Origin of the sequence: Paenibacillus lutrae (assembly GCF_009757775.1) — a bacterium.
Lineage (GTDB): Bacteria > Bacillota > Bacilli > Paenibacillales > NBRC-103111 > Paenibacillus_F > Paenibacillus_F lutrae.
Map to the genome: position 1 here is coordinate 25,500 of NZ_RHLK01000023.1, position 21,394 is coordinate 46,893.

The following is a 21,394-nucleotide window of genomic DNA, read 5'->3' on the forward strand; positions in this document are numbered from 1 at the left end:
ACCGGTTTGCTTTTGTTTTTATATAGGGTCAGCTATTTTTCTCTATTGGTGTGGGCAGGAATATAGAAGCGGGGGTTATCTCGGCATTTCGTTGTTGCTTTCGACTTTGGAGCTGAATTCACATTTTTCACGGGAGTATACGGTTGAACCGTTCTGGATGCTGGAGCGGATTTTCACTTGCTCCTTGTTGTATTTTTCAATGTAGCCGCATCCGATTTGGACGTACACGTCATTGCCATCCATTCCCCAAATATACACTTCACTTCGAGTTAATGCAGCAGCAAACAATTCAATATCGGTTTCCAGTAGTCTCGTTCCATAAATCATCTCATCCTACACCCCAACTTCTTAGTCAGTCCTATTAGTAATGGTTCTATGTATATAGACAGTGCCATTAGATGATTTATCACATCTCTGTGTAAAGTTTTTTCGGGCATTCGAGTTTCTTTTGTCAAAAAACACAGGATTCGCTACAATCAATAGAGGTTAGACAACAGGTTAACGAATAAAGGGGACTTTTACATGAATTTTGATGTGCAATACATCTCATTTTTTGTCATAAAGGACGACGGGACAGGCAAAGCCTACCGTCATTTCCAGACGCTGGACGGCTATGCTTATGAAGGCAGTTCGCTGGAACAATTCCTGGGGGGAGAATTCGCCAGACTCGCCAAACGCAAGGTGGAGCGCAATCCGCAATCCGAACAGGTACCGACCAAAATCGGGCGTTTCATTACAGAGCCGGGCTGCGGACTGGAGACGAATCCGAATTATAATATGTTTGCCAGGCTGAGAGCGGCTACGAACCGGGATGATTTCTTCAAGGAAAGCGATGAAGTGGCCAGAGCTTATATTCAGACGAGTTCCGTGCGGACAGGAGCTTTAATTATTGCGAGCGCGAAGCTGCCGCAGTATTTTGACGAGCCGTTTGTCTTTGTCATGAAATGTGATTTCGAGCCCAAAATTGCAAGGATTACGGATGAGTCAAGCCTGCTGCATGAGGTGGAAATGGCTGTGAACGCGAAGAATATGAAGGCGATCCAGTATCCGTATATGCCGGAAGCGGGGATGCTGGAAGAATGGGAGCTTAAGATTCATCAGCCTTCTCATGCCAAATATTTTGAGGATCTGCTTAAATTCGTTGAATACGAGAAATCCATGCCCGAACTGCTTAATCATCAGGTATACAACATGGTTCAGCAGCACATTGAAGAAACGCTCGTAGCCCAGCCGGAGCTCAGGGAGACGGAGGAGCGTGATCTGGAGCTGTGGGCAGCGAGTGACAAACGCGAGCTTCAGGAGAAGTGGACGCCGGAACTTGTGATGGAAGCAGCCAATCATCTGGTCGACCAGCAGCCGGATCTGGGGATGGCATTCAAGCTGGATCACCTGGCCGTCAAGGGCAAGCTCGCGGACTACGGGCGCAAAGTACATTTTGCCAAATTCGGAGATCAATATGTAGTCTTGTTAAGCGGAAGCTCCCTGCACTTCGAAAAAGGTGTATCTCCTATTGAATTGCTTCAACCGGAAGATTTGCATTCTGTACTGGCTAAGCTGGAGCAGCTGGCAGCTGAGGGAGATTAAATCCGGCCCTTTAAAGCAAGGGGGATTCTAGATAGGGGAAGCTGATGATACAATTAGATAAACCCTTTATTTAGGAGATGGATGAACCATGGGCTTGCTGGATGCTTTATTAGGAAATGCAACGGAATTAACGCCGGATAAGCTGCAAAAGGAGCTCGAACCGTTTCTGCTGGCGAATGAACGAGTGGAGCGGGCATATAAAGTTATCCGGGACGGATTTGTGTTTACGAACAAGCGGCTAATTTTAATTGATAAACAGGGAGTGACGGGATCGAAGGTCGAATACCAATCCATTCCTTACAGAAGCATTATCCGTTTCGCCAAAGAAAGCGCGGGTACTTTTGATCTGGACGCCGAGCTTAAAATTTGGCTGACAGGAAGCGCGGAACCGATCGTCAAAAAGTTTAATAAAAGCGCGAACATCAATGAAGTGTATTTCGTTCTAAGTCAGCATATTCTGGGTTAAGTTAGAATCGGCATTCCTTTTATAAATTCTTGAGGTAACAACACTTGAGTTAACAACAAAAGAAGCCGCGCGCCAATGGCGTGCAGGCTTCTTTTGCCTTGTGAAGAAGCGAATCATGCTGGCTGGAATCAGTTTATTCCCCGCAAACGTTCTCTGGCTTTGGCTCCGGGCCTTTGCTATCCGACAATTTGTCGCCGAACTGGTCCAGTCGGCCGGGCTGACTGGCTGGACCGCGATTTTTGGGCTTACTGTTTCTTCCTGACATAGCATCCACCTCCGATATTAGTTTGCTTGAGTGCGGTCAAATTCATACCATAGCCGTTCAGTCGGCCGGATTGATGGATCATCCATTATATGTACATGTGCAGCCGATTTTTATTCGACTGGATTTGATGGACTGCGCTCTTATATTCTTGCAGAAAATGTTTGTGAGTGTAAAATCTTTATATACAAAATGTATAGTTGTTGATACAATATGTATCGAAAGAGTTTTGGAAAAATATCGCAGGTAGGTAGACAGGAGGTCGGGAATGGGAGGATCGGAGAAACGATTTTCGCATCCTTTGGAACCGCAGCTTGTGCGCTTGAATAAAAACTTGCTCATCAGCAAGGGAGATCCGCAGTATTTCGATAAAGTCATCCGCTATGCGGACAAGACCTCTCCGGAAGCCCATTTCAAAATGGGCGAGCGTGCCCGTGAACAGGGTAATACCAGCCGGGCGATGTTTCATTATCAGGAAGTAATGAAAACCTCTCCGTCACCGTATTACTACGAAGCCAACAGAGCGCTTCGCGATCTGGCGCTTCAGGAGCAAGCAGATTTGGAGGAGGCCAGAACGGAACTGGAAGTGGTGACCAGAGGCAAGTTCAACCGGTTCCTGCGGATGTTTTTGTATGCGCTTATTCTTATTAATCTCATTCTGCTGGCAGCTCTGCTGGGCAGTGCGGGGGAGGACAGCTCTGTTGCGGCATCGGCCCCAGCCTCTGCGGCTGCTTCCTCACTTGCCGCAGGCAGTGATTCCGGCAAACCCGCTCAAGAAACAGGAAGCAGCTTCTCCACAGAAGCTGCTTCTGTGCGTGGTGATGCCTCTATGCCGGCGCCCGATAAGGATATACCTTATGTCATGTATTTTCCGGCGGGTGCTGGTGCGGAGTGGATCGAGTCCGAGCTGCTGCGTGAAATGAACCGGCTTGTACAAGAGAATTCTCGCCAGAACCGTGTACTATACGGGTTTCATGCAGATGGTAAGCAATCCGGCAGTGCAGTTACACAAGGGTTGTCAGGCGGACAAGTTATCGGCGAAGAGTTGGGACCGAGGCAAGCTTATCCGCTAAGCAGCCTGGCAAACCCTGAGAATGCATTCGTTGCTGCTGAATATGTACCGCAGCTTCGTTCATCCATTCAGATTTCTTACATAGGTGAAGGAGTTCCGCAGGCGCAGGCACTTACGGTGGCAGGTGCTCAGATTATCCGGACCGCTTTGCAAGCTTATGCTGCAGACCATGGCGGCACTTATCCGGCATCTCTTGATTTGCTATTACGAAGCTACCCGGATAATTATTTAAGCTTTCTGCCAAAAGAAGTCTTGACGGGCTCGAATCGCGTAAGCCCTTATTATGACGGCGGAGGCGGATGGGTGTACACACCTGCCGCTGATGATCCAGGTTCGGCGCTGCGCCCGAACCTGCCGGCTGCCGCTCTGGCGGTCGCCCAGCCCGTCAGAGCAGCGCTATCCGCACCGGCGAACGTTCCGCTGGAGCCGGTGCAGGTGTACGTAAGCAAGCGGGAGCGCCGCTTGCTGCTGCAAGCCGGCAGTGGGACGGTACTAACGTCCCGCGCGGGAATCGGCCGCCCGGAGTCTCCGACGCCAGGCGGCACGTACACGGTGCTGGAGCGGGTACTCGCTCCGGCGGGCAGGGCGCCGGGAGTGTACGGCGCCGCGGCTCTCGGGCTCGGCAGCATCGCGGTGCACGGCACGGCGGACGCTGCCTCCGTGGGCGCCGCCCGCTCACTTGGCTGCGTCCGTGTGGACGACGCCGAGATGCTGGCGCTCTTCGCCCTCGTGCCGAAGGGAGCCGCCGTGCACGTGGTCGCCTCGCTGGACGAGCCCGGCGGGCCGGCCTTGAAGCGGCCGGTCTCCGGGCACGGAGGCGAGCTTGCGGCCGCTGCGGCTGCTCTGGGGCCTGCTCAGCTCCCTCCGGTGAAGGAGCAGGCCCCAGGCAAAGTTTTTCACTGGCTGGGTTAGCGTACACTCACGCATGCCTGACAACACCTGGTCAGCGGCGGGAGGCAAACGCTAGTAAGGAATTGCTGAATGAAAGAGACAGAGACTGTGCAGGAAAAGGAGCAAGTTTACACACCGCTTCCTTTTCTGCACTTTTTATGGAGCAAATTTATGATAAAGCTGATTGGAATGAACAGATTGTTCTCCAAATTGATCTCTGATGGGTGTGGGATACTTTCCAATAATACAAGGTCACTGTGGACTCCTGCTGGCCGTATTTGTAACTATCTTTTGTTTTTAACCGGCAAATCCACTAAAATACAAAGAGTTCCTATTTCTATACTGAAATTCCAAGCACAAACAGCAGATCTTTGTATGTCCAGCACGTATTATTGGAGGTCACCTATGATTACAAATGAAAAAATCAAAGCCGCTGAGGTTCTGCTAACCGGATTAAACGGAGAAGAGCTCGGGATTGTATCACGAGAAGAAGCGCTGCAGGCTGCTAAAGAAGCAAAAGCGGATTTAGTTTGTACCTCGCTAATGTCGAGTCCACCCCCTTGCCAGCTTGTTGCCCGCGGAATGGCTAAACAAACGGCACAGAAGGAAAAGCAAGCTCAGCGTCAGGGCGGGGCACCCCTCAAGGTAAAAGAACTTCGTCTGACTGTAAATATCGAGGACCACGATTACGAAACGAAGCAAAGGCAGGCGGAGAAACTGCTGATTTCGGGTAACGCTGTACAGCTGGTGGTCCGTATTCAAGGGAAAGAAGGACCGAAAGCTAAAGCTTTACTGGAGCGTTTGCTTAAAGATTTGGCAGCTGCAGGCACTAAAGAAACAGGGATTCAGGTGAGCGGCAAACAGGCTGCGGTTAAAATTAATCCGATACGAACATGATTCAATACAATTTCTGTGTGGATGGTTCAAGAAAGTAATCTTAGCCGGGGGGTGACGATTCTGAAGAAACGTATAAGGATATCCTTGGTCATACTATTCATTTTTATAGGGGGCATAATTTATGTTCTGAAGGATTCTGTTCCCCCATCCTCAAACATGACCAAGAATGACAGGGAAGAAATGCCAGTGTATGAAAGTGAAGATATGGTTAAGAAAAACGATATTAAATCTGAAGCAGCCCCGGCTGGTTCCGTACAAAATTACCCGATAAAAAACAATGAATTTGTCTCCACATTTATTACAGCAAGTTATATTAATAATACATTAATTGCTTTTGAATATGATCAAAGTGAGGAGGCACAAAGTTCAATCGGAGTAATGAATAGAGGGGAAGAAACGTTCAATAAAATTTACGATGCCCCTAATAAAAAAATCATTAATTCACTGGTTGGGGTCAAAGATAATCTTTACTGGGTCGAATATAATAGAAGTAACGAAAAGAAAAAGGAATGGGAAATCAAAACCTTACATTTGGATACTAAACAAGTTAAAGTCGTGGATCAAGGATACCTTGATCTTGAACTCCAGCCTCCTGTCTTAAGAATGGAAGATAACATGGTTACATGGATTAAAAAAACAATTGAGGACAAAATCATTACAAGCAGTTTAGTCGTATTTGATCCCATTAAGGGAAAGATGGATACCATTGCTTCAGAACAACTAAACGATCAATCGGATAAACGAGATGGAATATTCATGGTGCTCCAACGCCCTGTAAAAGAAGGAATTCTGGTGCAGCAAACGTCCTTCAATAAAGAATCAGCATCGGCAGACGATAAACAAATTGAGATTGTCTTCTATCCGTATGATCTTAGTCAAAAGTCCAAAATATTAAAAGAAGGAACAGGCGTTGTAGATTTTACGGCGGATGATAAGTGGTTTGTTTGGACAGAAATAGGGAAATTATACGTAGCAGATAAAAATAGCGGAGAAATCAAACATTTCATTGAGGCGCAGGACAAGGATCTTACGTTAGACACCCCTTTTATACGCGGGAACAAACTTTATTATAGATATTCTATGTACCAAATTTTTTCTTTAGATCTTGAGAGTGGTAAAGTACTGGAAATATCAAGTCATCAATTAACTACTTCCAAATTGTTTAATAGCGAGAATTACCTTGGTTTCTCCGTGATGGATCCTCTGAAACATGAAGGTGAAGCTCAATTAAATGTAATTGAATTGAATTAGCTGTAATCGAATAGAAAGGAAGAGCGGGCGTAGATGGAGGATCTAGGATCTAGGATCATCCTCTCTTAGTCCCGCTCTTTTTTTGAAGTAATTACATGTGATGGATTCTGTGATGGATTCTATACTTACCTTACGCTTGTAGTTTCCTTTTGGTCCTCATGAGCAGCAAGGGACAACAACCAGCTGCCTGCAAAGCCCATGGAAACGAAAAAAGAGCCGTCGCAGTAAGGATGCGGGCTCTTGTGAAACAGGGTGAAGTCTATTTCAAATTCTCCGGATTCAGACATTGCAGTTCTGGAAGAACAAAAATGCCGTCTTTACGGATCAGAACATCGTCAAACCAGATTTCGCCGCCGCCGTATTCAGGACGCTGAATCAGCACGATATCCCAGTGAACGGAAGAACGGTTGCTGTTGTCGGCAATTTCATAGGCCTGGCCGGGGGTGAAGTGGATGGAACCGTCGATTTTCTCATCGAATAACGTATCCTTCATCGGATGCTGGATATAAGGATTCACGCCGATGGCAAATTCGCCGATATAACGTGCGCCTTCATCCGTATCGAGAATGTCATTCATACGCGCGGTATTGTTGCTTGTCGCCTCCACAATTTTGCCGTTCTCCAGCTTCAGGACTACATTCTCAAATGAAGTACCCGAGTAAACGGTTGGCGTATTGTAAGAGATAACTCCGTTAACGGAATTGAGAACGGGAGCTGTGTAAACTTCTCCATCGGGAATATTGCGTTTGCCGCAGCATTTGATTGCAGGAATGTCCTTGATTGAGAAAGTCAAATCTGTACCTGGGGATACAAGACGGACCTTGTCTGTACGGTTCATCAGCTCGACCAGGGGTTCCATCGCTTCTTCCATTTTGCTGTAGTCCAGATTGCAGACTTGGAAGTAGAAATCTTCGAAGGCTTCCGTGCTTGTATTGGCAAGCTGAGCCATCGATCCGTTCGGGTAACGCATCACAACCCATTTGGTATGGTTAACACGCTGATTGGTTACAGGTCTGGAATAGACGCTCATATAGAGCTTGAGACGGTCTTCGGGCACATCAGCAGTTTCGGTCACGTTATCTCCGCCTCTGACAGCGACATACGCCTGCATTTCTTTCATGCGGTTAAGCTCCAGCTCGGCTTTCTTCTCCAGTGTCTGGCGCGTAGCTCCGAGCATCATGCTGCGGTTAATGGCCGGATCGCGCAGCTCGATAATCGGATTGCCCCCAACTGCGTATACTTCTTCAATAAAGCATTTCGCAAGCTCGGGATCTTTAATTCCAATGAGTTCGATCAAAATATTTTCGCCCGCTTTCAGTTCAACCGAGTAGCGGATAATATTGCGTGCAAATGTAACCATTCGTGGATCTCTCATGTACAGGAACTCCTTATTAGTTGGGATAAGCACTGCATTCGCGGTCATGCTTCACATCTATTATAGTACATTTGGTACAGATGATGAAGCTTCGTTCCGGTTGTAGAGTGCCTCTTGGAATAATTATTCTACCATTGGTCGAAAAAATCCTTTTTCCTAATTGAATATCATTTATGTGTCCTTCTCTTCACTTCGGGGTAAAATGAAAAAAAGAAAAGGAGGCGGTCTGATGGCTCGCGGCAACAGTATGGTTCCGTTTGGTTATGAGGAAGAGCAGCCAAAACGGCGCGGCACACTTCTTGTGTTTGAGACTTTTGAGGATTGGACAGATCACGAATTGACAATCGTTCTGGAATTAGCCCGGCAGCGCCAATTTAACAAAATTGTTCTGTATCCCCAGCACGAAGATAGTCTCCGCCGGATGAGTATCGCCTGCGCCGTTCCTTATTATAAGCGGGTGAAGAACCTGGAGAAGCTGGTGGAAGAAGCAGGCGGGAAAGGTGCCGGAGAAAGCAGGATTACAATCGATACCTGGGAAGGAAAGCGCAAGAAATACACCCCGGTGGATACTTCGCTCCGCTTTCTGACGGACAAATACACCTCTCCCTATTTTGTCATGATGAATGATCATTATGCAGTTTTGTTTGCCGGTTACAAAGGGTTTGAAGACTGGATCAGGGAAGTCCGTTTGCTTGTATGGAAAAGATTTGGCGTACCTCTTCCGTCCAAATTGCTTTCGTACTCAGACCGGATGGATTTCATGGAAGAAAATGGAGAAGAAGCTGGCGGGAATTAATAAACCATAGGTTGATTCACAATCGCAGCAGCAGATGGTACAATAGTCGAGTTGTTTTCATTACGCATGGGGGGTAGGCATCATGACAGGATCGTCCTCAGAGACGATGACACCGACACGCCGCCTGCTTATTCTGCTGCTGGTTGTCATAATTTCAGGTTTAAGCCAGGGACTATTGCTTCCTCTGCTTGCGATCATGCTGGAATCCAGCGGGGTTTCTCCGGGGTTGAACGGTTTTAATGCCGCTTCCATGTATATTGGCAGTTTCGTGTCGATGTTCGTTGTGGAACGGATATTGCTTGCACTTGGCTTCAAAAGAATTCTCATTGCGTGCATCCTGCTCGAGACGGCGGCATTAGTGCTGCTTCCTGTGTGGGAAAATCTCGCGTTCTGGTTTCTTCTCCGGTTTATCATCGGATTCGGCAATTCCATCCTGCATTATACGACGCAGCTGTGGATCCTGACATCCGCACCGCCCGATCGCAGAGGACGATATATCTCCTACTACGGAATGGCATACGGAATCGGATTCAGTTTAGGTCCCGCAGGGATTAATCTGCTATCGTTTGGGCGGTTTGCCCCTTTCGTTATCGTGGCCTTGTTCTACCTGCTGGTCGCTTTGCTGCTTACGAAGCTTCCTAAGCAGCCACTTCAGACAGGAGGCAAGCAGGCGCCTGCTAAGAAAAGATACGGAACTGCGGTCCGGATAGCCTGGTTTGCACTCATCCCGACTTTTCTATACGGGTATACGGAAGCCGTATTGAACGGAAGTTTCCCGCTGTATGGTTTGCGGATGGGCCTTACCGATACGTCGGTGTCGATGCTTCTGCCGCTTGTCGGCATAGGCGGCCTGATTCTTCAGCTGCCTCTTGGAATACTCAGCGACCGGATCGGCCGCAAGCCAGTGCTGCTGGCCGCTGCAGTTGGCGGGGGCACAGCTTTCATGGCTGTGCCTCTAGCAGGCAATTCCATGCTCGGAATCGGACTTCTTCTATTCGCCGCGGGAGGAATGATCGGGTCCTTCTTCTCGCTGGGCCTGGCTTATGCGGCGGATTTGCTGCCGCGTGATCTGCTGCCGTCCGCGAATGTGATCGGCTCCATTCTGTTCAGCCTGGGCAGTGTAATCGGGCCCAATCTGGGCGGACTGGGCTTGCAGTATATCTCGCTTGGCAGCCTGTTCTACACACTGGGCTCGGTTTTTCTAATCTTCGTGATTAGCGGATTTGCTTTCAAAGGTAAGCGAAGACGGGGGACAGGGGGAGAGATGGAGGGCAGCGCTCTATAGCTGTCTTCAGTTGACACCTACCATTCGACTCACCGGGAGAACAACAAACAAAAAGAAGACCTGAATTCGCAAAAACTGCGTCCAGGTCTTCTTTTTTGTTTATATCGAAATCAGACTAATTCTTGTGAAGGTGCTGAGGTCAGTCTATTTCCGCCAAAAGTGTATCCATGTAGCTCTCCGTCAGTGTGGTCAGAAGCCGGATGCCGATTTCATTTTCCCCACCTTCGGGAATGATGATGTCGGCGTATTTCTTGGATGGCTCGATGAAGGCATCATGCATCGGTTTGACCGTCGTCAAATACTGGTCGAATACGGATTGCAGCGAGCGTCCTCTTTCCTGAGTATCACGCATGATGCGGCGCAGAATTCGGACATCGGGGTCGGTGTCGACAAATACTTTGATGTCCAGAGCCCCGCGCAGATCTTCGTCCGTCAGAACATGTATGCCCTCAATAATGATGATGGGAGTCCCCTGCACAAGCAGAGTCTCTGAGGAACGGGCATGACGGGTGAAATCGTATATCGGAACCTCAATTTCGCGGCCGAGGCGCAGCTCGCCGAGATGCTTGAGCAGCAGTTTGTTCTCAAATGCATGCGGATGATCGTAGTTGATCTTAACTCGCTCTTCCATGGTTAATTCACTGCGGTCCGCATAATAATTATCTTGACAGATTAAGGTGACATTCTTTGTCCCGAGTTCGTGTATGATAGAACGGGCGACCGTAGATTTTCCCGAGCCGGTTCCCCCGGCTATTCCAATGACTAACATAAATGATGATGGCCCTCCCTGATAAGCATTTGTACCTGAATAGTTTATCACAGTATGGGCTTTTTTCAATAAAGAAAAGCTCCTTTCGGAGCCAATGCTTAACGAATTTGCCGCGGTGTATGGAATTTGTCTTCGGACGCTTCCAGATCTTGTGCAGCCTGATGAAGCTGTTGGATTGTTTGTTCCAATTGCTGGCCGTATTTCTGTGAATCATAAGATTGAATCTGGCCCTGGGCTTCTCTGACCTGCCGCTTCGCTGAACCCAGTTTCGCCTGAGCCCGCTGTATGGCGACGGGGTCTGCAAGCGTAATAGCGCCCTGCAGTTCGTGTTCGGCCTCTTGTGCGTTCAGAATTGCGGCATCCGCGGCTTCTACTGCGTGCTCGATATATTGTTGATGCTGCTGACTTTCTACCATATTGAATCAACCTCCTTTGTTCTTTACGATGCGCAATTCGCATCCTCTTCATGCTTCAATCGTCTATTTCCCGCAGCAGAAATATTTCCTGGGTAAGCGCAGAAAATGATAAAGCAAGCGCTTTTTCGACAGAAATTCTGGCGGTTGATCGTACTCAATCATCTGTTATTGTTTGGGCATGTAATGGAGGGGTAGCTTTTGGGACACCCTATTAGCAATGTGGCGGACCGGGGGTGATTCTCAATGCCGTTTAACAAATCCAGCAAAATTGACGACAAGCAGAACAAAAGCCGATTAAAAGAAGAAATCGTGACTTTGAATGCACGTAAAGCATCGGTTTATCCGCCCAATCTCAATGAAATCGATAAAAACGAACAGACTTAGATATTCTTTGCTGAAACAGACGCTATCCTTTAGTGGGTAGTGTCTGTATTTGTTTGTAAAAGTAAATTTGTACGAAAGAAAGAGAGATCCTATGAGGATAGCCAGGTATGCTTAGCTGGATTCACTCCCTGCGTGTCCATCGGATTTTGTTTATAACTAAAATTGTTGTATGCTAATCATATTGGATAATAATTGGGTTCGACAGGAGGGTGAGAAGAGATGAACTCACTTGGTTTAGTGCTTGAAGGAGGAGGCATGCGGGGAGTCTATACCGCTGGTGTTCTGGAATATTTTATGGAGAACGACTGGTACGTTCCTTATGTAATCGGAGTATCGGCAGGCGCGTGCAACGCGGCCTCTTATCTATCCCGGCAGCCTGGACGGAATAAACAAGTAACCATCGGCTTCGTTACGGACAAAAGATATATCAGTTACCGGAATTTAATGCGGGAGCGCAGTATTTTCGGGATGAATTTTATTTTTAATGAAATTCCCCAGAATTTGGTGCCGTTTGATTTTGAAACATTCTACGGCAGAGGTAACGAGCTGGTGATTGGCACAACAGATGCTATCAGCGGGGAGGCGGTATTTTACCGGAAAAATGAAGCGCTGGATATGACGCTGTCCCTTATCCGTGCTTCCTCCTCACTGCCGTTTGTTTCCCAGCCGGTACAACATGATAATCGTACGTTGTTTGATGGGGGAATCTCGGCGCCTATCCCGATTCATCAATCGATAAGAGACGGCAATGAACGCAATATCATTATATTGACGCGTCCGAGAGGCTACCGCAAGAAACCGTTCAAACAGCAGTGGTTTGCTCAGCGGTTCTATCCGGGATACCCCGGGCTGGTCCGTGCTCTTGTTGAGCGCAGTCTCGTGTACAACCGGACTCTGGAAGATATCGAGCGGATGGAAGATGAGGGGAAAGTACTCGTCATCCGCCCTTCTGCCCAGGTTAAAGTGGGTCGCATGGAGAAAGATTCCTCCAAGCTGGAAGCCCTTCACGATCTCGGCTACAAAGATGCCAGCCAGACGGCGGGCAGGCTGCGCGAATGGCTGGCGTAACTGCCTTAGTCTGCGGGCGGCAAGCAGGATGCTTGGTTAAATTGTCTAGACAAACCCGGGTGGTATGCTATAATTAACCCAGCAAATGCGGACAACTGAATAAAAGCAGGGGTGCTGGAATTGGCCGGCTGAGATTGTATCCCATAAGATACTGACCCTTACAACCTGATCTGGATAATGCCAGCGTAGGAAAACGTACGATTTCTCGTAGTCTTTGAGTGCGCTCCCGGTCAGGGGGCGCTTTTTGATGTTTGCTCCGCAAGAATGAGGGGGAGAAGACTATGAAACGGTTATACCGAACAACAGCAATTGCAGCAGCATTCCTGGTCGCACTATCGGGCTGCGGAGCCAAAGAAAGTCAGCCAACTCCGGGAACTACGCCGTCAGCGGCAGCACCTGCCACGAATATTAAGATCGTGTTGGATTGGACACCGAACACGAATCACACGGGCTTGTATGTAGCCCAAGCCAAGGGGTATTTTGCGGAGCAGGGTCTTAATGTGGACATCATTCAACCCGGGGCCGGCGGAGCGGATGCTATGGTTGCTTCCGGAGCGGCCGAGTTCGGCGTCAGCAACCAGGAAGGAATTACTCTGGCAAGAACCGCACAGGTGCCGATTGTTTCCATCGCGGCAGTTATTCAGCATAACACGTCCGGTTTTGCTTCACCGCAAGCCAAGAATATTACGAAGCCCAAAGACTTTGAGGGCAAAGTATATGGAGGATGGGGTTCTCCGAACGAGAATGCCATGATTGAATCTCTTATGAAAAATAATCAGGCGGACCCTTCCAAAGTTAAGATCGTTAACATTGGGGAAGCTGATTTCTTCACAGCGGTAAAACGGGATATTGATTTTGCCTGGATTTATTACGGATGGACGGGCATTGAGTCGGAGCTCCGCAAAGAACCGATCAACATGGTATATCTCACGGAGTATTCCAAGCAGTTGGATTTCTATACACCTGTTCTGGCTACAAGTGAGAAAATTATCGGAGATAAACCTGAACTCGTGAAATCATTCCTCGCAGCTGCATCCAAAGGCTACCAGTTTGCAATCGACCAACCGGAAGAGGCGGCTGCCGTACTCTCGGAAGCCGTTCCGGAACTGGATAAGAATCTCGTGCTTGCCAGCCAGAAGTGGCTGAGTCCCAAGTATAAGGACGATGCGCCGCGGTGGGGGGAACAGAAGAAAGAAGTTTGGGAGAACTATGCCAAATGGATGCAGGACTACAATCTTCTGGAGAAGGCTCTGGATGCGGATAAAGCTTACACAAACCAGTTCCTGCCGTCCGGTTCATAGTATCAAGCAGTAAAATTCATCAATTTCAGCTAGGAGGAATTTCACAGTGGCTAATGCACTAGTCAGCATTCAAATTATTCCTAAAACCAAGAACGGCGAGGACGTCATTCCTTATGTAGACCGCGCTATAGAAGTTATTCAGCAGTCCGGCGTTCCGTATGAAGTTCATCCTCTAGAAACGACGATGGAAGGCGAGCTTGGCGAGCTGCTCGACATTGTCAAAAGAATGAATGAAGCTATGATGGAGATCGGAAGCGTGAGTGTTATTTCTCAAGTCAAAATTTATTACAATCCTGAAGGCGCATCGATGGATCGCTTAACGGAAAAATACCGTTCATGATCCGTTCGATCTGGAACAAAGGATGGCCGCCTTTTCTTACGGCCATCCTTCTGCTGCTTCTATGGCAGTTTGGCGTCATGATAGCAGGCACACCAACATGGAGACTTCCAGCTCCGCTTACGATCATAGAAGAAGGTATTCGCCAGGCTCCTTTGCTGGGCAAGCATATCAGTCACACGGTCACGGTAACGCTGCTCGGCTTCTCGATTGGTTCGGTCCTCGGGCTTATTATCGCTTGTGTACTTCATGTGATACCCGGGATGAAATCAGCTTTTTATCCGCTGCTAGTATTGTCGCAGAACATCCCAACGATTGCGCTTGCCCCTCTGCTTATGATCTGGTTCGGCTTCGGAATCCTGCCTAAGCTTATTGTCATTGCACTCGTTTGTTTCTTTCCGGTAACGGTGGCCACCCTCGGGGGATTATCCAATCCGGATCCAGGCATGCACCGGTATTTGCAAATGATTGGAGCCAGCCGGAGCCAATTGTTCTGGAAGCTCGAACTTCCTTACGCGCTTCCGTCTGTCTTCTCGGGCCTGAAAATCTCGGCGACGTACAGTGTTATGGGCGGCGTAATCGCGGAATGGCTTGGCTCGGATAGAGGGATCGGTGTATTTATGCTCTTATCGAAGTCATCTTTTCGTACCGACCGGGTATTCGTCGCGATAGTCCTGATCGTCGTCCTTAGTCTTCTGCTGTTCGGTGCAATTGCTCTGCTTGAGAAATGGATTGTTCGCTGGAAGACGGCTAAATCATGACAGGGGTGAGCAAGCATGACCAAGCTTCAATTAAAGAACCTTTCTAAGTCTTTCCCGGTACAAGGCAAACGCGAAGTGAGAGTGCTGGACGGGATTGATCTTCATGTGAAAGAAGGCGAGTTCGTTACCATTCTGGGACCATCCGGCAGCGGTAAGACTACCTTGTTCCACTTGATTGGCGGTTTGATCCAGCCGACGTCCGGCGCCATCTGCCTCGATGGCAGAGAAGTAACGGGAATGAAGGGGCTGGTCAGCTACATGCCCCAGCAGGCTTCTCTGTTTCCTTGGAGAAGCGTCGAGGAGAATGTCATTATGACACGCGAAATAGCCGGCTTGCCCAAGCACGAATCACTGCGGTTGGCCAGAGAATGGCTGGGCAAGGTTGGACTTCAAGGCTATGAACGTGAATTCCCGGGCGTACTGTCCGGTGGTATGCAGCAGCGTGTGTCCTTCCTGCGCGCTTTATTAAGTCCGCAAGAACTCATGTGCCTGGATGAACCGTTCGGGGCGCTGGACGCTCTTACCCGTGAGGATATGCAGCGCTGGCTGCTCAATATATGGGAACGGAATAAACGCTCGGTATTGTTTATCACACACAGTCTGGAGGAAGCGCTGCTGCTCTCCGACCGGATTTATGTGCTTTCTAACAAACCGACTCGAATTGTGAGAGAAGTCCAGGTGCCTTTCGAGAGGCCGCGTTCAGAGCATCTTCCGGAAAAGCCCGAATTTATCCGCATGAGAAGAGAATTATATGACTTGCTGAAAACCGTGGATAGTGGAGGCTGATAGATCAGACTCCGCGTTCCGCGGTTTTTTGTACATGGAACAGAGAAAAGAATATTAGGAAGGAGGAGACTGCATTATGAAAGATAGGTTAAGTGGTCAAGACCTCACGACGAATGAAAAGATGCATTTCATTGATTCTCATCTTCACCTTGATCTCTATGAAGAGGTGCAGAGAAAAGTCATGATTCAAGACATTGCAGACAATCCGGCCTTACGCGCTGTTATCGCTGTCTCAATGAATCTTGCTTCCAGTCTCACAACTAAAGAGCTTGCGGAGAACTATCCGAACCTGATTCGGCCAGCTTATGGCTTTCATCCTGAGCAGGAGCTCCCTGACGGAGCAGAGCAGCAGGAACTTCTGGTATGGATGGAGAAACATATTAGGAATGCTGTGGCGGTAGGCGAAGTGGGACTGCCTTACTATAGGAGGAAGGAAGCCGAATCACAAAAGCGTTCATTTGAGCTCCAGCCTTACTATGATTTGCTGGAGAAGTTTGTTCGTTTGGCAGCCAGCCATCATAAGCCTATTATTCTTCATGCCGTATATGAGGACGCCGAACGCGTAATAGACTTGCTGCAGCAGTATCACATACAACGTGCACATTTTCATTGGTTTAAAGGGCCGGTTGAGACGGTTAACCGGATGATAGATTCGGGGTACTCTATATCCGTTACTCCGGATATTGCCTATGAAGAGGACATTCAAAAACTCGTCTCGGTTTATCCGCTGGATTTGATTATGGTAGAAACCGACGGACCTTGGCCTTTTGAAGGTCCGTACAAAGGCAGAATGACTCATCCTGTTATGGTGGCGGATGTTGTAAGGCATGTTGCCGCCATTAAAGGAATGGGCGTCAAAGAAACGGCAGCCCGTATTTATTCAAATACCAGCCGATTTTACAGGATCGGTGAGTATAGGGATTAGCAGAAAAAGTTAAACCGGAGGTACTGAGTGGAGATGGAAATGAACCGCTGCGGATGGGTAAATAAAGACCAGTTGTATATAGATTATCACGATCATGAGTGGGGCATACCGGAGAAAGATGACCGGAAGTTGTTCGAAATGCTCTGCTTAGAAGGAGCACAGGCCGGTTTAAGCTGGTATACGGTCCTGAAGAAGCGAGCGTATTATCAGCAAGTATTCGATGGGTTTGATGCAGCTATAATTGCACAATATAATGAAGAGAAAATCGCTGAATTATTGGATGACCCGGGTATCATTCGTAATCGTCTTAAGGTACGGGGATTCGTTAAGAATGCGCAGGCGTTTTTGAATATTCAAGAGAAATATGGAAGTTTCTCCTTATATATTTGGCAGTTTGTCGGTGGTGAACCCGTAAAGAATCATTGGAAATCCCTTCAGGAAGTTCCTGTATCAACAGCTCAATCAGATGCTATGAGCAAAGCGCTCAAAAAAGAAGGGTTTACGTTTGTCGGTACAACAATCTGTTATGCCTATATGCAGGCTACAGGGATGGTCGACGACCATTTGACATCTTGTTTCAGATATTCGGAATGAAAAGCAGGAAATTGGCAGGGGATAGACGGGGGCAAAGCTCGGATGAATGTAGATAAGAAGGATCGAAAGGGAACCAGGATAGAGTGCCGGGTTCCCTTTCTTTATCACCGGAACAGCGATGAAGTAATCAAGCGTACAACAGGATTTTCTCTTCCAAGCTGGCCTTAATAAATTCAATGCGTTTGCGGATGTAGAAATCGAGCGCTGCTCCTTTCAGCTCACGGGGTGAGACTCGGCTGTCTGTATCGTTATCTATTATTGTGACGGAACCGTCAGCAAAAAATTTGAAAGTCAGGTCATCCCATTGAGCATTCGTCTCACCGAGCAAGCTGTCGATCTGCCATGGACGAAGAGAATCTGTATCATTCAACATTTTCTGAAACCAAAAATCGCGTTCGATGAAGCGGACATTTTTCCACAGACTCATAGCAAGACCCTCCTTGGGCCGCTTATCTTCAGATAAGCGAACGAATGTTTGTTATAAGTATACCAAACGTTTGTTCGGATGTGAAGATCTTTTTCCATATTTTTTCTTAAAAGGGCAATTATTTATAGGCAAGAAAGTCCGTATAATTCTCCGGATCGGAGACCGAATCCCCCTGCAAGTTCCAGCTTGTGTATAAAACAAAACAGCACTTCTTCCCGCACGGGAAAGGAGTGCTGTTTTTGTTTGAGCCCGACTTTGGTCCAGGTGCAGGATGGACTGGAGATGGTTGTTCCCCTTGACTTGCGTTCGTATAATCAACTTTATCGCGCAGATGTTCATATCCATAAATGGGAGGAACATGAATATAAGGGGCATGGCGACAATTCGGACACCGCCACCTCAGTTCGGCAGTCATTAAGCAGTTTCATTAAATCGCCCAGAGAAGAGAATGTGCTGAGACGAAGCTTTAAAAATAGTTTACGAGGAGATGTAAGAAGTGAAAAAGTTAATCGAATTTAAAAAAGTAACGAAAGAATACACAATAGGAGAAGTGCCGATTAAGGCATTGGATGGTGTTGATTTATCTATATCAGAGGGGGAATTCGTCGTTATTTTGGGCGCAAGCGGTGCGGGTAAAAGTACGATTCTGAATATACTCGGCGGTATGGATACGGCTTCTTCAGGAAGTAGTTGTTGGTGATCAAGAAATTACTACATTCAATGAAAAAAAGTTAACAGAGTATCGGGGTGAGAAAGTAGGTTTTGTATTTCAATTCTATAACTTAATTCCGAATTTAAACGCTCTGGAAAATGTTGAATTCGCCACTGAAGTATGTACGAATCATCTGGATGCTCAAGATATTTTACATAAAGTCGGATTACAGGAGCGGCTCCGCAACTTCCCTTCCCAGCTCTCCGGAGGAGAACAACAAAGAGTGGCGATCGCCAGAGCCGTTGCCAAAAATCCTCTGCTTCTGCTCTGTGACGAACCGACAGGTGCTTTGGATTATGTGACCGGCAAGGCCGTCTTAAAGCTTCTTCAGGATTTGAACAGGGAAACGAAAAAATGCGTTGTGTTGGTCACACATAATTCCGCTATTGCTCCTATGGCCGATAAAGTGATTAAGGTGAAGAGCGGGAGGATCGAAAGCGTTACGATCAACGAGAACAAACAAAGTGTTGAAGGGATTGAGTGGTGATGATGAAATTATTTGTGAAATTACTTAGGGATATTAAACAATCGCTCGGACAATTTATGGCCTTGGTTTTGATAATCGCAGTAGGAGCTTTTTTCTATGCGGGGCTGGTAACTTACAGTGATAAGCTTAGCGCTTATACAAAGGCTTACTTTCAAGAACATAATTTAAGCGACTTGAATGTATATTATAAGCAAATTACGAAAGATGATGTGGCGGACTTGAGCGGAATTGAAGGGATTACGAAAATTGAAGAACGTTATACCTTTGATGCCGTACAGGTCTTTGAAGATTACAAAGCTTCCTTAAAAATTCATTCGATCCCGGTGCAAAATGAAATTAATACGCTTTTTAGGATGGAGGGGCGGATCCCGGCAAAAAAGGATGAGATCTTCGTAGATTCCCGCTATGCCAATGAACATCAGTATCGTGTCGGCGACCAGATCCGCATAAGTGCGAATGAGAAGGATTTTACGTTTACAATCAGCGCCTTGGGTGAAAATGTCGAACATGTAAAAAAGAACGAAACGCAAGACCATAAAACCTACGGGGTAGCTTATATAGCCGAAGAAGCTATACCCCTAATCGCAGGGAGTTTATCCTATAATGAACTCATCATTGATGCTGCAGAAGGTACGGATATTGACCAACTGGGTAAAACCGTTGAAGCACAAACCAAGCACCTTACCTATTTGGATCAAGTAAGTAAAGAACGGAGTTTCGCTTACTCCAAAATCAATCAAACGATTCAAAATAATGGGTTGATGAGTAAGGTTGTCCCTTTCGTTCTGTTTTTAATTTCAGCTGTTATCCTGTTTCTTACCATGTCCATGATTATAGATTCGCAAAGAAATCAAGTAGGGATTATGAAGGCTTTGGGTATAAAAGACCGAAATATCATGCTTCATTACATGGGCTACCCTGTGCTTGCCGGTATCGCAGGCTCACTTCTGGGCTCTATCGTTGCTGCGTTTGTATTTATTCCTTTTGTAACTACGTCCAGTGCAAGGTCTTTCTCTCTGCCGGACGTTACATACTCACTTTCTATTTTTTCTTTCCTTCCTCCTATCCTATTCTCCAGCGCCTTTGGACTCCTGTCCTGTTATTTAAGCGGCAGAAAAATACTGAAAGAACGTGCAGCCCAGGCTATGCGTCCTAAACCGCCCAAGACGATGAAAAAGATATGGATTGAGCGAATTCCGGGTTTATGGACGCGCATTTCCTATAGTTATAAACTTATTTTGAGAAATATATTTTTAAATAAACAAAAAGCATTAGTGAGCTCAGTCGGTATTGTAGTAAGCACGGCTTTGTTAATAACTGCTCTGGGTACGCAATCAGCCTTGTTAAAAGTAGCTGGCCAGGTTGAAGATGTTTATTCCTATGATTTGCGAGTCGATTATACGAGGGGAACATCTTTTGACTCGATTAAACGGCCTTCCGGGATTTCAAATCGTTATGATTTAGCAGCCTTTCCAGTTGAATTCTTAAAAGATGGTAACAAAGAAAAAGCCACGTTAGTCGTTACGGAAAAAGAAAACAATCTCATTCATTTCTTTGACGAACATGACAAGAAGTTGTTTTTGGAAAATCATGGTGTGCTGGTTCCCAAATCTTACGCCGACAAATATCAGATTGCAGAAGGGGATACCATCCAGGTAAAGTTCACAGCACCGGAGCTTGATAATAAAACGATAGATATGAACGTTCTACATATATCTACCCAGTATTCAAATCCCGCGTTCTATTCCACACCCGCCTACTTAAAGAGTTTTGACATCAATTACAGTCCCACCTCGCTTTTAGTAGAAGCAGAGAGCCCGCAAGATCTTGCGAACGTTCGTGCCTATTTTGAACAAGATCCTCAAGTAGACACAATTACAGACAAGAATGATCTGAAGAAATCCGCTCAATATATAGTGAATCAAAACAGTTTTGTGTTTATTATGTTCATCATTTGTGCCATCGTACTCTCCTTTGGCGCCATATATACGATTTCTTCCATAAATATTTATGAGAGGAACCGTGAACTTGCAACCCTTAAAGTGTTAGGCTACCAAAAATACAAAATAAACAGACTTATATTTTTTGAAAACATCATACTGACCACGTTTGCAGTAGTTGTAGCTTTACCGATAAGCGGGTATATGTATACAAATGTCGTAAAGGCACTGTCCAGCAGCCATCAACAAATACCGGATCAATTAAATATTTTCATTCTATTGATTTCGGTTCTTCTTGCGTTCTTCCTTACGATTGTATCTAACCTGCTGCTGAGGAGAAAAGTAGCCAACATAAGTATGATCGAATCATTAAAAAGTATCGAATAATAAAGCAGAAGTTTTATTGATCTCTATACGGAAGGGACAAGCAAGAACGATATTTTTATAAGAAGTAAAGCATACCTGATAAATCGGGTGTGCTTTCAGCCTGTAGACAAAGTTCCGCAAGGAGCAGGGTCTACAGGCTTTTTTATCGAATTAGTAAGTAAAACGGTGAGCCGAGGTGTAAAAAATGCTGAGTAAGAGCAATAACGAAGGTCGCTTTCAAG

At 46.8% G+C, this 21,394-nt stretch carries 22 protein-coding genes, 1 pseudogene and 1 riboswitch; of the genes and pseudogenes, 17 read left to right on the forward strand and 6 right to left on the reverse strand.

Annotated features, from left to right (window positions below; genetic code table 11):
• Window positions 1-75: 75 nt before the first annotated feature.
• Window positions 76-327, reverse strand: coding sequence for a hypothetical protein (locus EDM21_RS23230; RefSeq protein WP_157338760.1), 252 nt, complete (start codon window positions 325-327; stop codon window positions 76-78).
• 195 nt (window positions 328-522) lie between these two features.
• On the opposite strand from EDM21_RS23230, the gene EDM21_RS23235 reads away from it, so the two are divergent.
• Entirely contained in the window at window positions 523-1,584 is a 1,062-nt protein-coding gene (locus tag EDM21_RS23235; RefSeq protein WP_157338761.1) for a DUF3900 domain-containing protein, read from the forward strand.
• An 88-nt stretch (window positions 1,585-1,672) separates the two neighbouring features.
• The gene (locus tag EDM21_RS23240; protein WP_157338762.1) at window positions 1,673-2,050 is read left to right on the forward strand and encodes a PH domain-containing protein; all 378 of its coding nucleotides are present in this window, start codon (window positions 1,673-1,675) and stop codon (window positions 2,048-2,050) included.
• Window positions 2,051-2,183: 133 nt separating this feature from the next.
• Here the strand turns inward: EDM21_RS23240 and EDM21_RS25285 are convergent, their stop codons facing one another.
• On the reverse strand, window positions 2,184-2,315 hold the full coding sequence (locus EDM21_RS25285) for a hypothetical protein (protein ID WP_268893105.1): 132 nt from the start codon (window positions 2,313-2,315) through the stop codon (window positions 2,184-2,186).
• A 265-nt stretch (window positions 2,316-2,580) separates the two neighbouring features.
• On the opposite strand from EDM21_RS25285, the gene EDM21_RS23245 reads away from it, so the two are divergent.
• From EDM21_RS23245 to EDM21_RS23255, 3 genes are all read left to right on the forward strand, one after another.
• Window positions 2,581-4,296 carry a L,D-transpeptidase gene (locus EDM21_RS23245; protein ID WP_157338763.1) on the forward strand — a complete coding sequence of 572 codons (1,716 nt, stop codon included), beginning with the start codon at window positions 2,581-2,583 and terminating at the stop codon, window positions 4,294-4,296.
• A 384-nt stretch (window positions 4,297-4,680) separates the two neighbouring features.
• Window positions 4,681-5,172, forward strand: coding sequence for a translation initiation factor IF-3 (infC, locus tag EDM21_RS23250; protein ID WP_157338779.1), 492 nt, complete (start codon window positions 4,681-4,683; stop codon window positions 5,170-5,172).
• A 186-nt stretch (window positions 5,173-5,358) separates the two neighbouring features.
• Window positions 5,359-6,423, forward strand: coding sequence for a hypothetical protein (locus EDM21_RS23255; protein WP_157338764.1), 1,065 nt, complete (start codon window positions 5,359-5,361; stop codon window positions 6,421-6,423).
• Between the two features lie 259 nt (window positions 6,424-6,682).
• On the opposite strand, the gene EDM21_RS23260 is transcribed toward EDM21_RS23255, so the two are convergent.
• The gene (locus tag EDM21_RS23260; protein ID WP_157338765.1) at window positions 6,683-7,798 is read right to left on the reverse strand and encodes an aminopeptidase; all 1,116 of its coding nucleotides are present in this window, start codon (window positions 7,796-7,798) and stop codon (window positions 6,683-6,685) included.
• A gap of 229 nt (window positions 7,799-8,027) precedes the next feature.
• On the opposite strand from EDM21_RS23260, the gene EDM21_RS23265 reads away from it, so the two are divergent.
• Both EDM21_RS23265 and EDM21_RS23270 read left to right on the forward strand, forming a co-directional pair.
• Entirely contained in the window at window positions 8,028-8,594 is a 567-nt protein-coding gene (locus EDM21_RS23265; protein ID WP_157338766.1) for a hypothetical protein, read from the forward strand.
• A gap of 82 nt (window positions 8,595-8,676) precedes the next feature.
• Window positions 8,677-9,879 carry an MFS transporter gene (locus EDM21_RS23270; RefSeq protein WP_157338767.1) on the forward strand — a complete coding sequence of 401 codons (1,203 nt, stop codon included), beginning with the start codon at window positions 8,677-8,679 and terminating at the stop codon, window positions 9,877-9,879.
• A 139-nt stretch (window positions 9,880-10,018) separates the two neighbouring features.
• On the opposite strand, the gene udk is transcribed toward EDM21_RS23270, so the two are convergent.
• Both udk and EDM21_RS23280 read right to left on the reverse strand, forming a co-directional pair.
• Complete coding sequence (gene udk, locus EDM21_RS23275) at window positions 10,019-10,648, reverse strand: uridine kinase (RefSeq protein ID WP_068774759.1); 630 nt, start codon at window positions 10,646-10,648, stop codon at window positions 10,019-10,021.
• Between the two features lie 98 nt (window positions 10,649-10,746).
• Window positions 10,747-11,064 carry a hypothetical protein gene (locus EDM21_RS23280; RefSeq protein WP_157338768.1) on the reverse strand — a complete coding sequence of 106 codons (318 nt, stop codon included), beginning with the start codon at window positions 11,062-11,064 and terminating at the stop codon, window positions 10,747-10,749.
• A gap of 243 nt (window positions 11,065-11,307) precedes the next feature.
• Here EDM21_RS23280 and EDM21_RS24680 point away from each other — a divergent pair, with 243 nt between their 5' ends.
• From EDM21_RS24680 to EDM21_RS23315, 8 genes are all read left to right on the forward strand, one after another.
• Window positions 11,308-11,448: a hypothetical protein gene (locus tag EDM21_RS24680; protein WP_166542153.1), complete on the forward strand. Its 141-nt coding sequence runs from the start codon at window positions 11,308-11,310 to the stop codon at window positions 11,446-11,448.
• Window positions 11,449-11,667: 219 nt separating this feature from the next.
• Window positions 11,668-12,516, forward strand: coding sequence for a patatin-like phospholipase family protein (locus tag EDM21_RS23285; protein WP_157338769.1), 849 nt, complete (start codon window positions 11,668-11,670; stop codon window positions 12,514-12,516).
• A gap of 97 nt (window positions 12,517-12,613) precedes the next feature.
• Window positions 12,614-12,726, forward strand: a riboswitch (TPP riboswitch).
• Between the two features lie 71 nt (window positions 12,727-12,797).
• Window positions 12,798-13,817, forward strand: coding sequence for an ABC transporter substrate-binding protein (locus tag EDM21_RS23290; RefSeq protein WP_157338770.1), 1,020 nt, complete (start codon window positions 12,798-12,800; stop codon window positions 13,815-13,817).
• A 46-nt stretch (window positions 13,818-13,863) separates the two neighbouring features.
• Window positions 13,864-14,157, forward strand: coding sequence for a thiamine-binding protein (locus EDM21_RS23295; protein WP_166542154.1), 294 nt, complete (start codon window positions 13,864-13,866; stop codon window positions 14,155-14,157).
• Window positions 14,154-14,915, forward strand: a complete 762-nt coding sequence (locus tag EDM21_RS23300; RefSeq protein WP_157338771.1) for an ABC transporter permease — start codon at window positions 14,154-14,156, stop codon at window positions 14,913-14,915. The genes EDM21_RS23295 and EDM21_RS23300 overlap by 4 nt, the downstream gene beginning before the upstream one ends.
• Window positions 14,916-14,930: 15 nt before the next feature.
• Window positions 14,931-15,701: an ABC transporter ATP-binding protein gene (locus tag EDM21_RS23305; protein ID WP_157338772.1), complete on the forward strand. Its 771-nt coding sequence runs from the start codon at window positions 14,931-14,933 to the stop codon at window positions 15,699-15,701.
• A 76-nt stretch (window positions 15,702-15,777) separates the two neighbouring features.
• On the forward strand, window positions 15,778-16,626 hold the full coding sequence (locus EDM21_RS23310) for a TatD family hydrolase (RefSeq protein ID WP_235918339.1): 849 nt from the start codon (window positions 15,778-15,780) through the stop codon (window positions 16,624-16,626).
• Between the two features lie 39 nt (window positions 16,627-16,665).
• Window positions 16,666-17,220: a DNA-3-methyladenine glycosylase I gene (locus tag EDM21_RS23315; protein WP_201280826.1), complete on the forward strand. Its 555-nt coding sequence runs from the start codon at window positions 16,666-16,668 to the stop codon at window positions 17,218-17,220.
• A gap of 127 nt (window positions 17,221-17,347) precedes the next feature.
• Here EDM21_RS23315 and EDM21_RS23320 read toward each other — a convergent pair whose 3' ends face one another.
• Window positions 17,348-17,647 carry a hypothetical protein gene (locus EDM21_RS23320; protein ID WP_157338774.1) on the reverse strand — a complete coding sequence of 100 codons (300 nt, stop codon included), beginning with the start codon at window positions 17,645-17,647 and terminating at the stop codon, window positions 17,348-17,350.
• Window positions 17,648-18,143: 496 nt separating this feature from the next.
• Here EDM21_RS23320 and EDM21_RS23325 point away from each other — a divergent pair.
• Window positions 18,144-18,846: pseudogene (locus tag EDM21_RS23325) on the forward strand (ABC transporter ATP-binding protein).
• Window positions 18,846-21,173 (forward strand): ABC transporter permease, encoded by a 2,328-nt coding sequence (locus EDM21_RS23330; protein WP_157338775.1) that lies wholly within the window; start codon window positions 18,846-18,848, stop codon window positions 21,171-21,173. Before EDM21_RS23325 ends, EDM21_RS23330 begins: the two are co-directional and overlap by 1 nt.
• Window positions 21,174-21,394 lie beyond the last annotated feature (221 nt).

Bases quoted from the DNA above. Each gene is read 5' to 3' on its own strand.
- EDM21_RS25285 (WP_268893105.1), bottom strand. From the start codon at position 2,315: ATGTCAGGAAGAAACAGTAAGCCCAAAAATCGCGGTCCAGCCAGTCAG.
- EDM21_RS23240 (WP_157338762.1), top strand. From the start codon at position 1,673: ATGGGCTTGCTGGATGCTTTATTAGGAAATGCAACGGAATTAACGCCG.
- udk (WP_068774759.1), bottom strand. From the start codon at position 10,648: ATGTTAGTCATTGGAATAGCCGGGGGAACCGGCTCGGGAAAATCTACG.
- infC (WP_157338779.1), top strand. From the start codon at position 4,681: ATGATTACAAATGAAAAAATCAAAGCCGCTGAGGTTCTGCTAACCGGA.
- EDM21_RS23285 (WP_157338769.1), top strand. From the start codon at position 11,668: ATGAACTCACTTGGTTTAGTGCTTGAAGGAGGAGGCATGCGGGGAGTC.
- EDM21_RS23280 (WP_157338768.1), bottom strand. From the start codon at position 11,064: ATGGTAGAAAGTCAGCAGCATCAACAATATATCGAGCACGCAGTAGAA.
- EDM21_RS23330 (WP_157338775.1), top strand. From the start codon at position 18,846: ATGATGAAATTATTTGTGAAATTACTTAGGGATATTAAACAATCGCTC.
- EDM21_RS23290 (WP_157338770.1), top strand. From the start codon at position 12,798: ATGAAACGGTTATACCGAACAACAGCAATTGCAGCAGCATTCCTGGTC.
- EDM21_RS23235 (WP_157338761.1), top strand. From the start codon at position 523: ATGAATTTTGATGTGCAATACATCTCATTTTTTGTCATAAAGGACGAC.
- EDM21_RS23270 (WP_157338767.1), top strand. From the start codon at position 8,677: ATGACAGGATCGTCCTCAGAGACGATGACACCGACACGCCGCCTGCTT.
- EDM21_RS23310 (WP_235918339.1), top strand. From the start codon at position 15,778: ATGAAAGATAGGTTAAGTGGTCAAGACCTCACGACGAATGAAAAGATG.
- EDM21_RS23260 (WP_157338765.1), bottom strand. From the start codon at position 7,798: ATGAGAGATCCACGAATGGTTACATTTGCACGCAATATTATCCGCTAC.
- EDM21_RS23315 (WP_201280826.1), top strand. From the start codon at position 16,666: ATGAACCGCTGCGGATGGGTAAATAAAGACCAGTTGTATATAGATTAT.
- EDM21_RS23265 (WP_157338766.1), top strand. From the start codon at position 8,028: ATGGCTCGCGGCAACAGTATGGTTCCGTTTGGTTATGAGGAAGAGCAG.
- EDM21_RS23245 (WP_157338763.1), top strand. From the start codon at position 2,581: ATGGGAGGATCGGAGAAACGATTTTCGCATCCTTTGGAACCGCAGCTT.
- EDM21_RS24680 (WP_166542153.1), top strand. From the start codon at position 11,308: ATGCCGTTTAACAAATCCAGCAAAATTGACGACAAGCAGAACAAAAGC.
- EDM21_RS23320 (WP_157338774.1), bottom strand. From the start codon at position 17,647: ATGAGTCTGTGGAAAAATGTCCGCTTCATCGAACGCGATTTTTGGTTT.
- EDM21_RS23305 (WP_157338772.1), top strand. From the start codon at position 14,931: ATGACCAAGCTTCAATTAAAGAACCTTTCTAAGTCTTTCCCGGTACAA.
- EDM21_RS23230 (WP_157338760.1), bottom strand. From the start codon at position 327: ATGATTTATGGAACGAGACTACTGGAAACCGATATTGAATTGTTTGCT.
- EDM21_RS23300 (WP_157338771.1), top strand. From the start codon at position 14,154: ATGATCCGTTCGATCTGGAACAAAGGATGGCCGCCTTTTCTTACGGCC.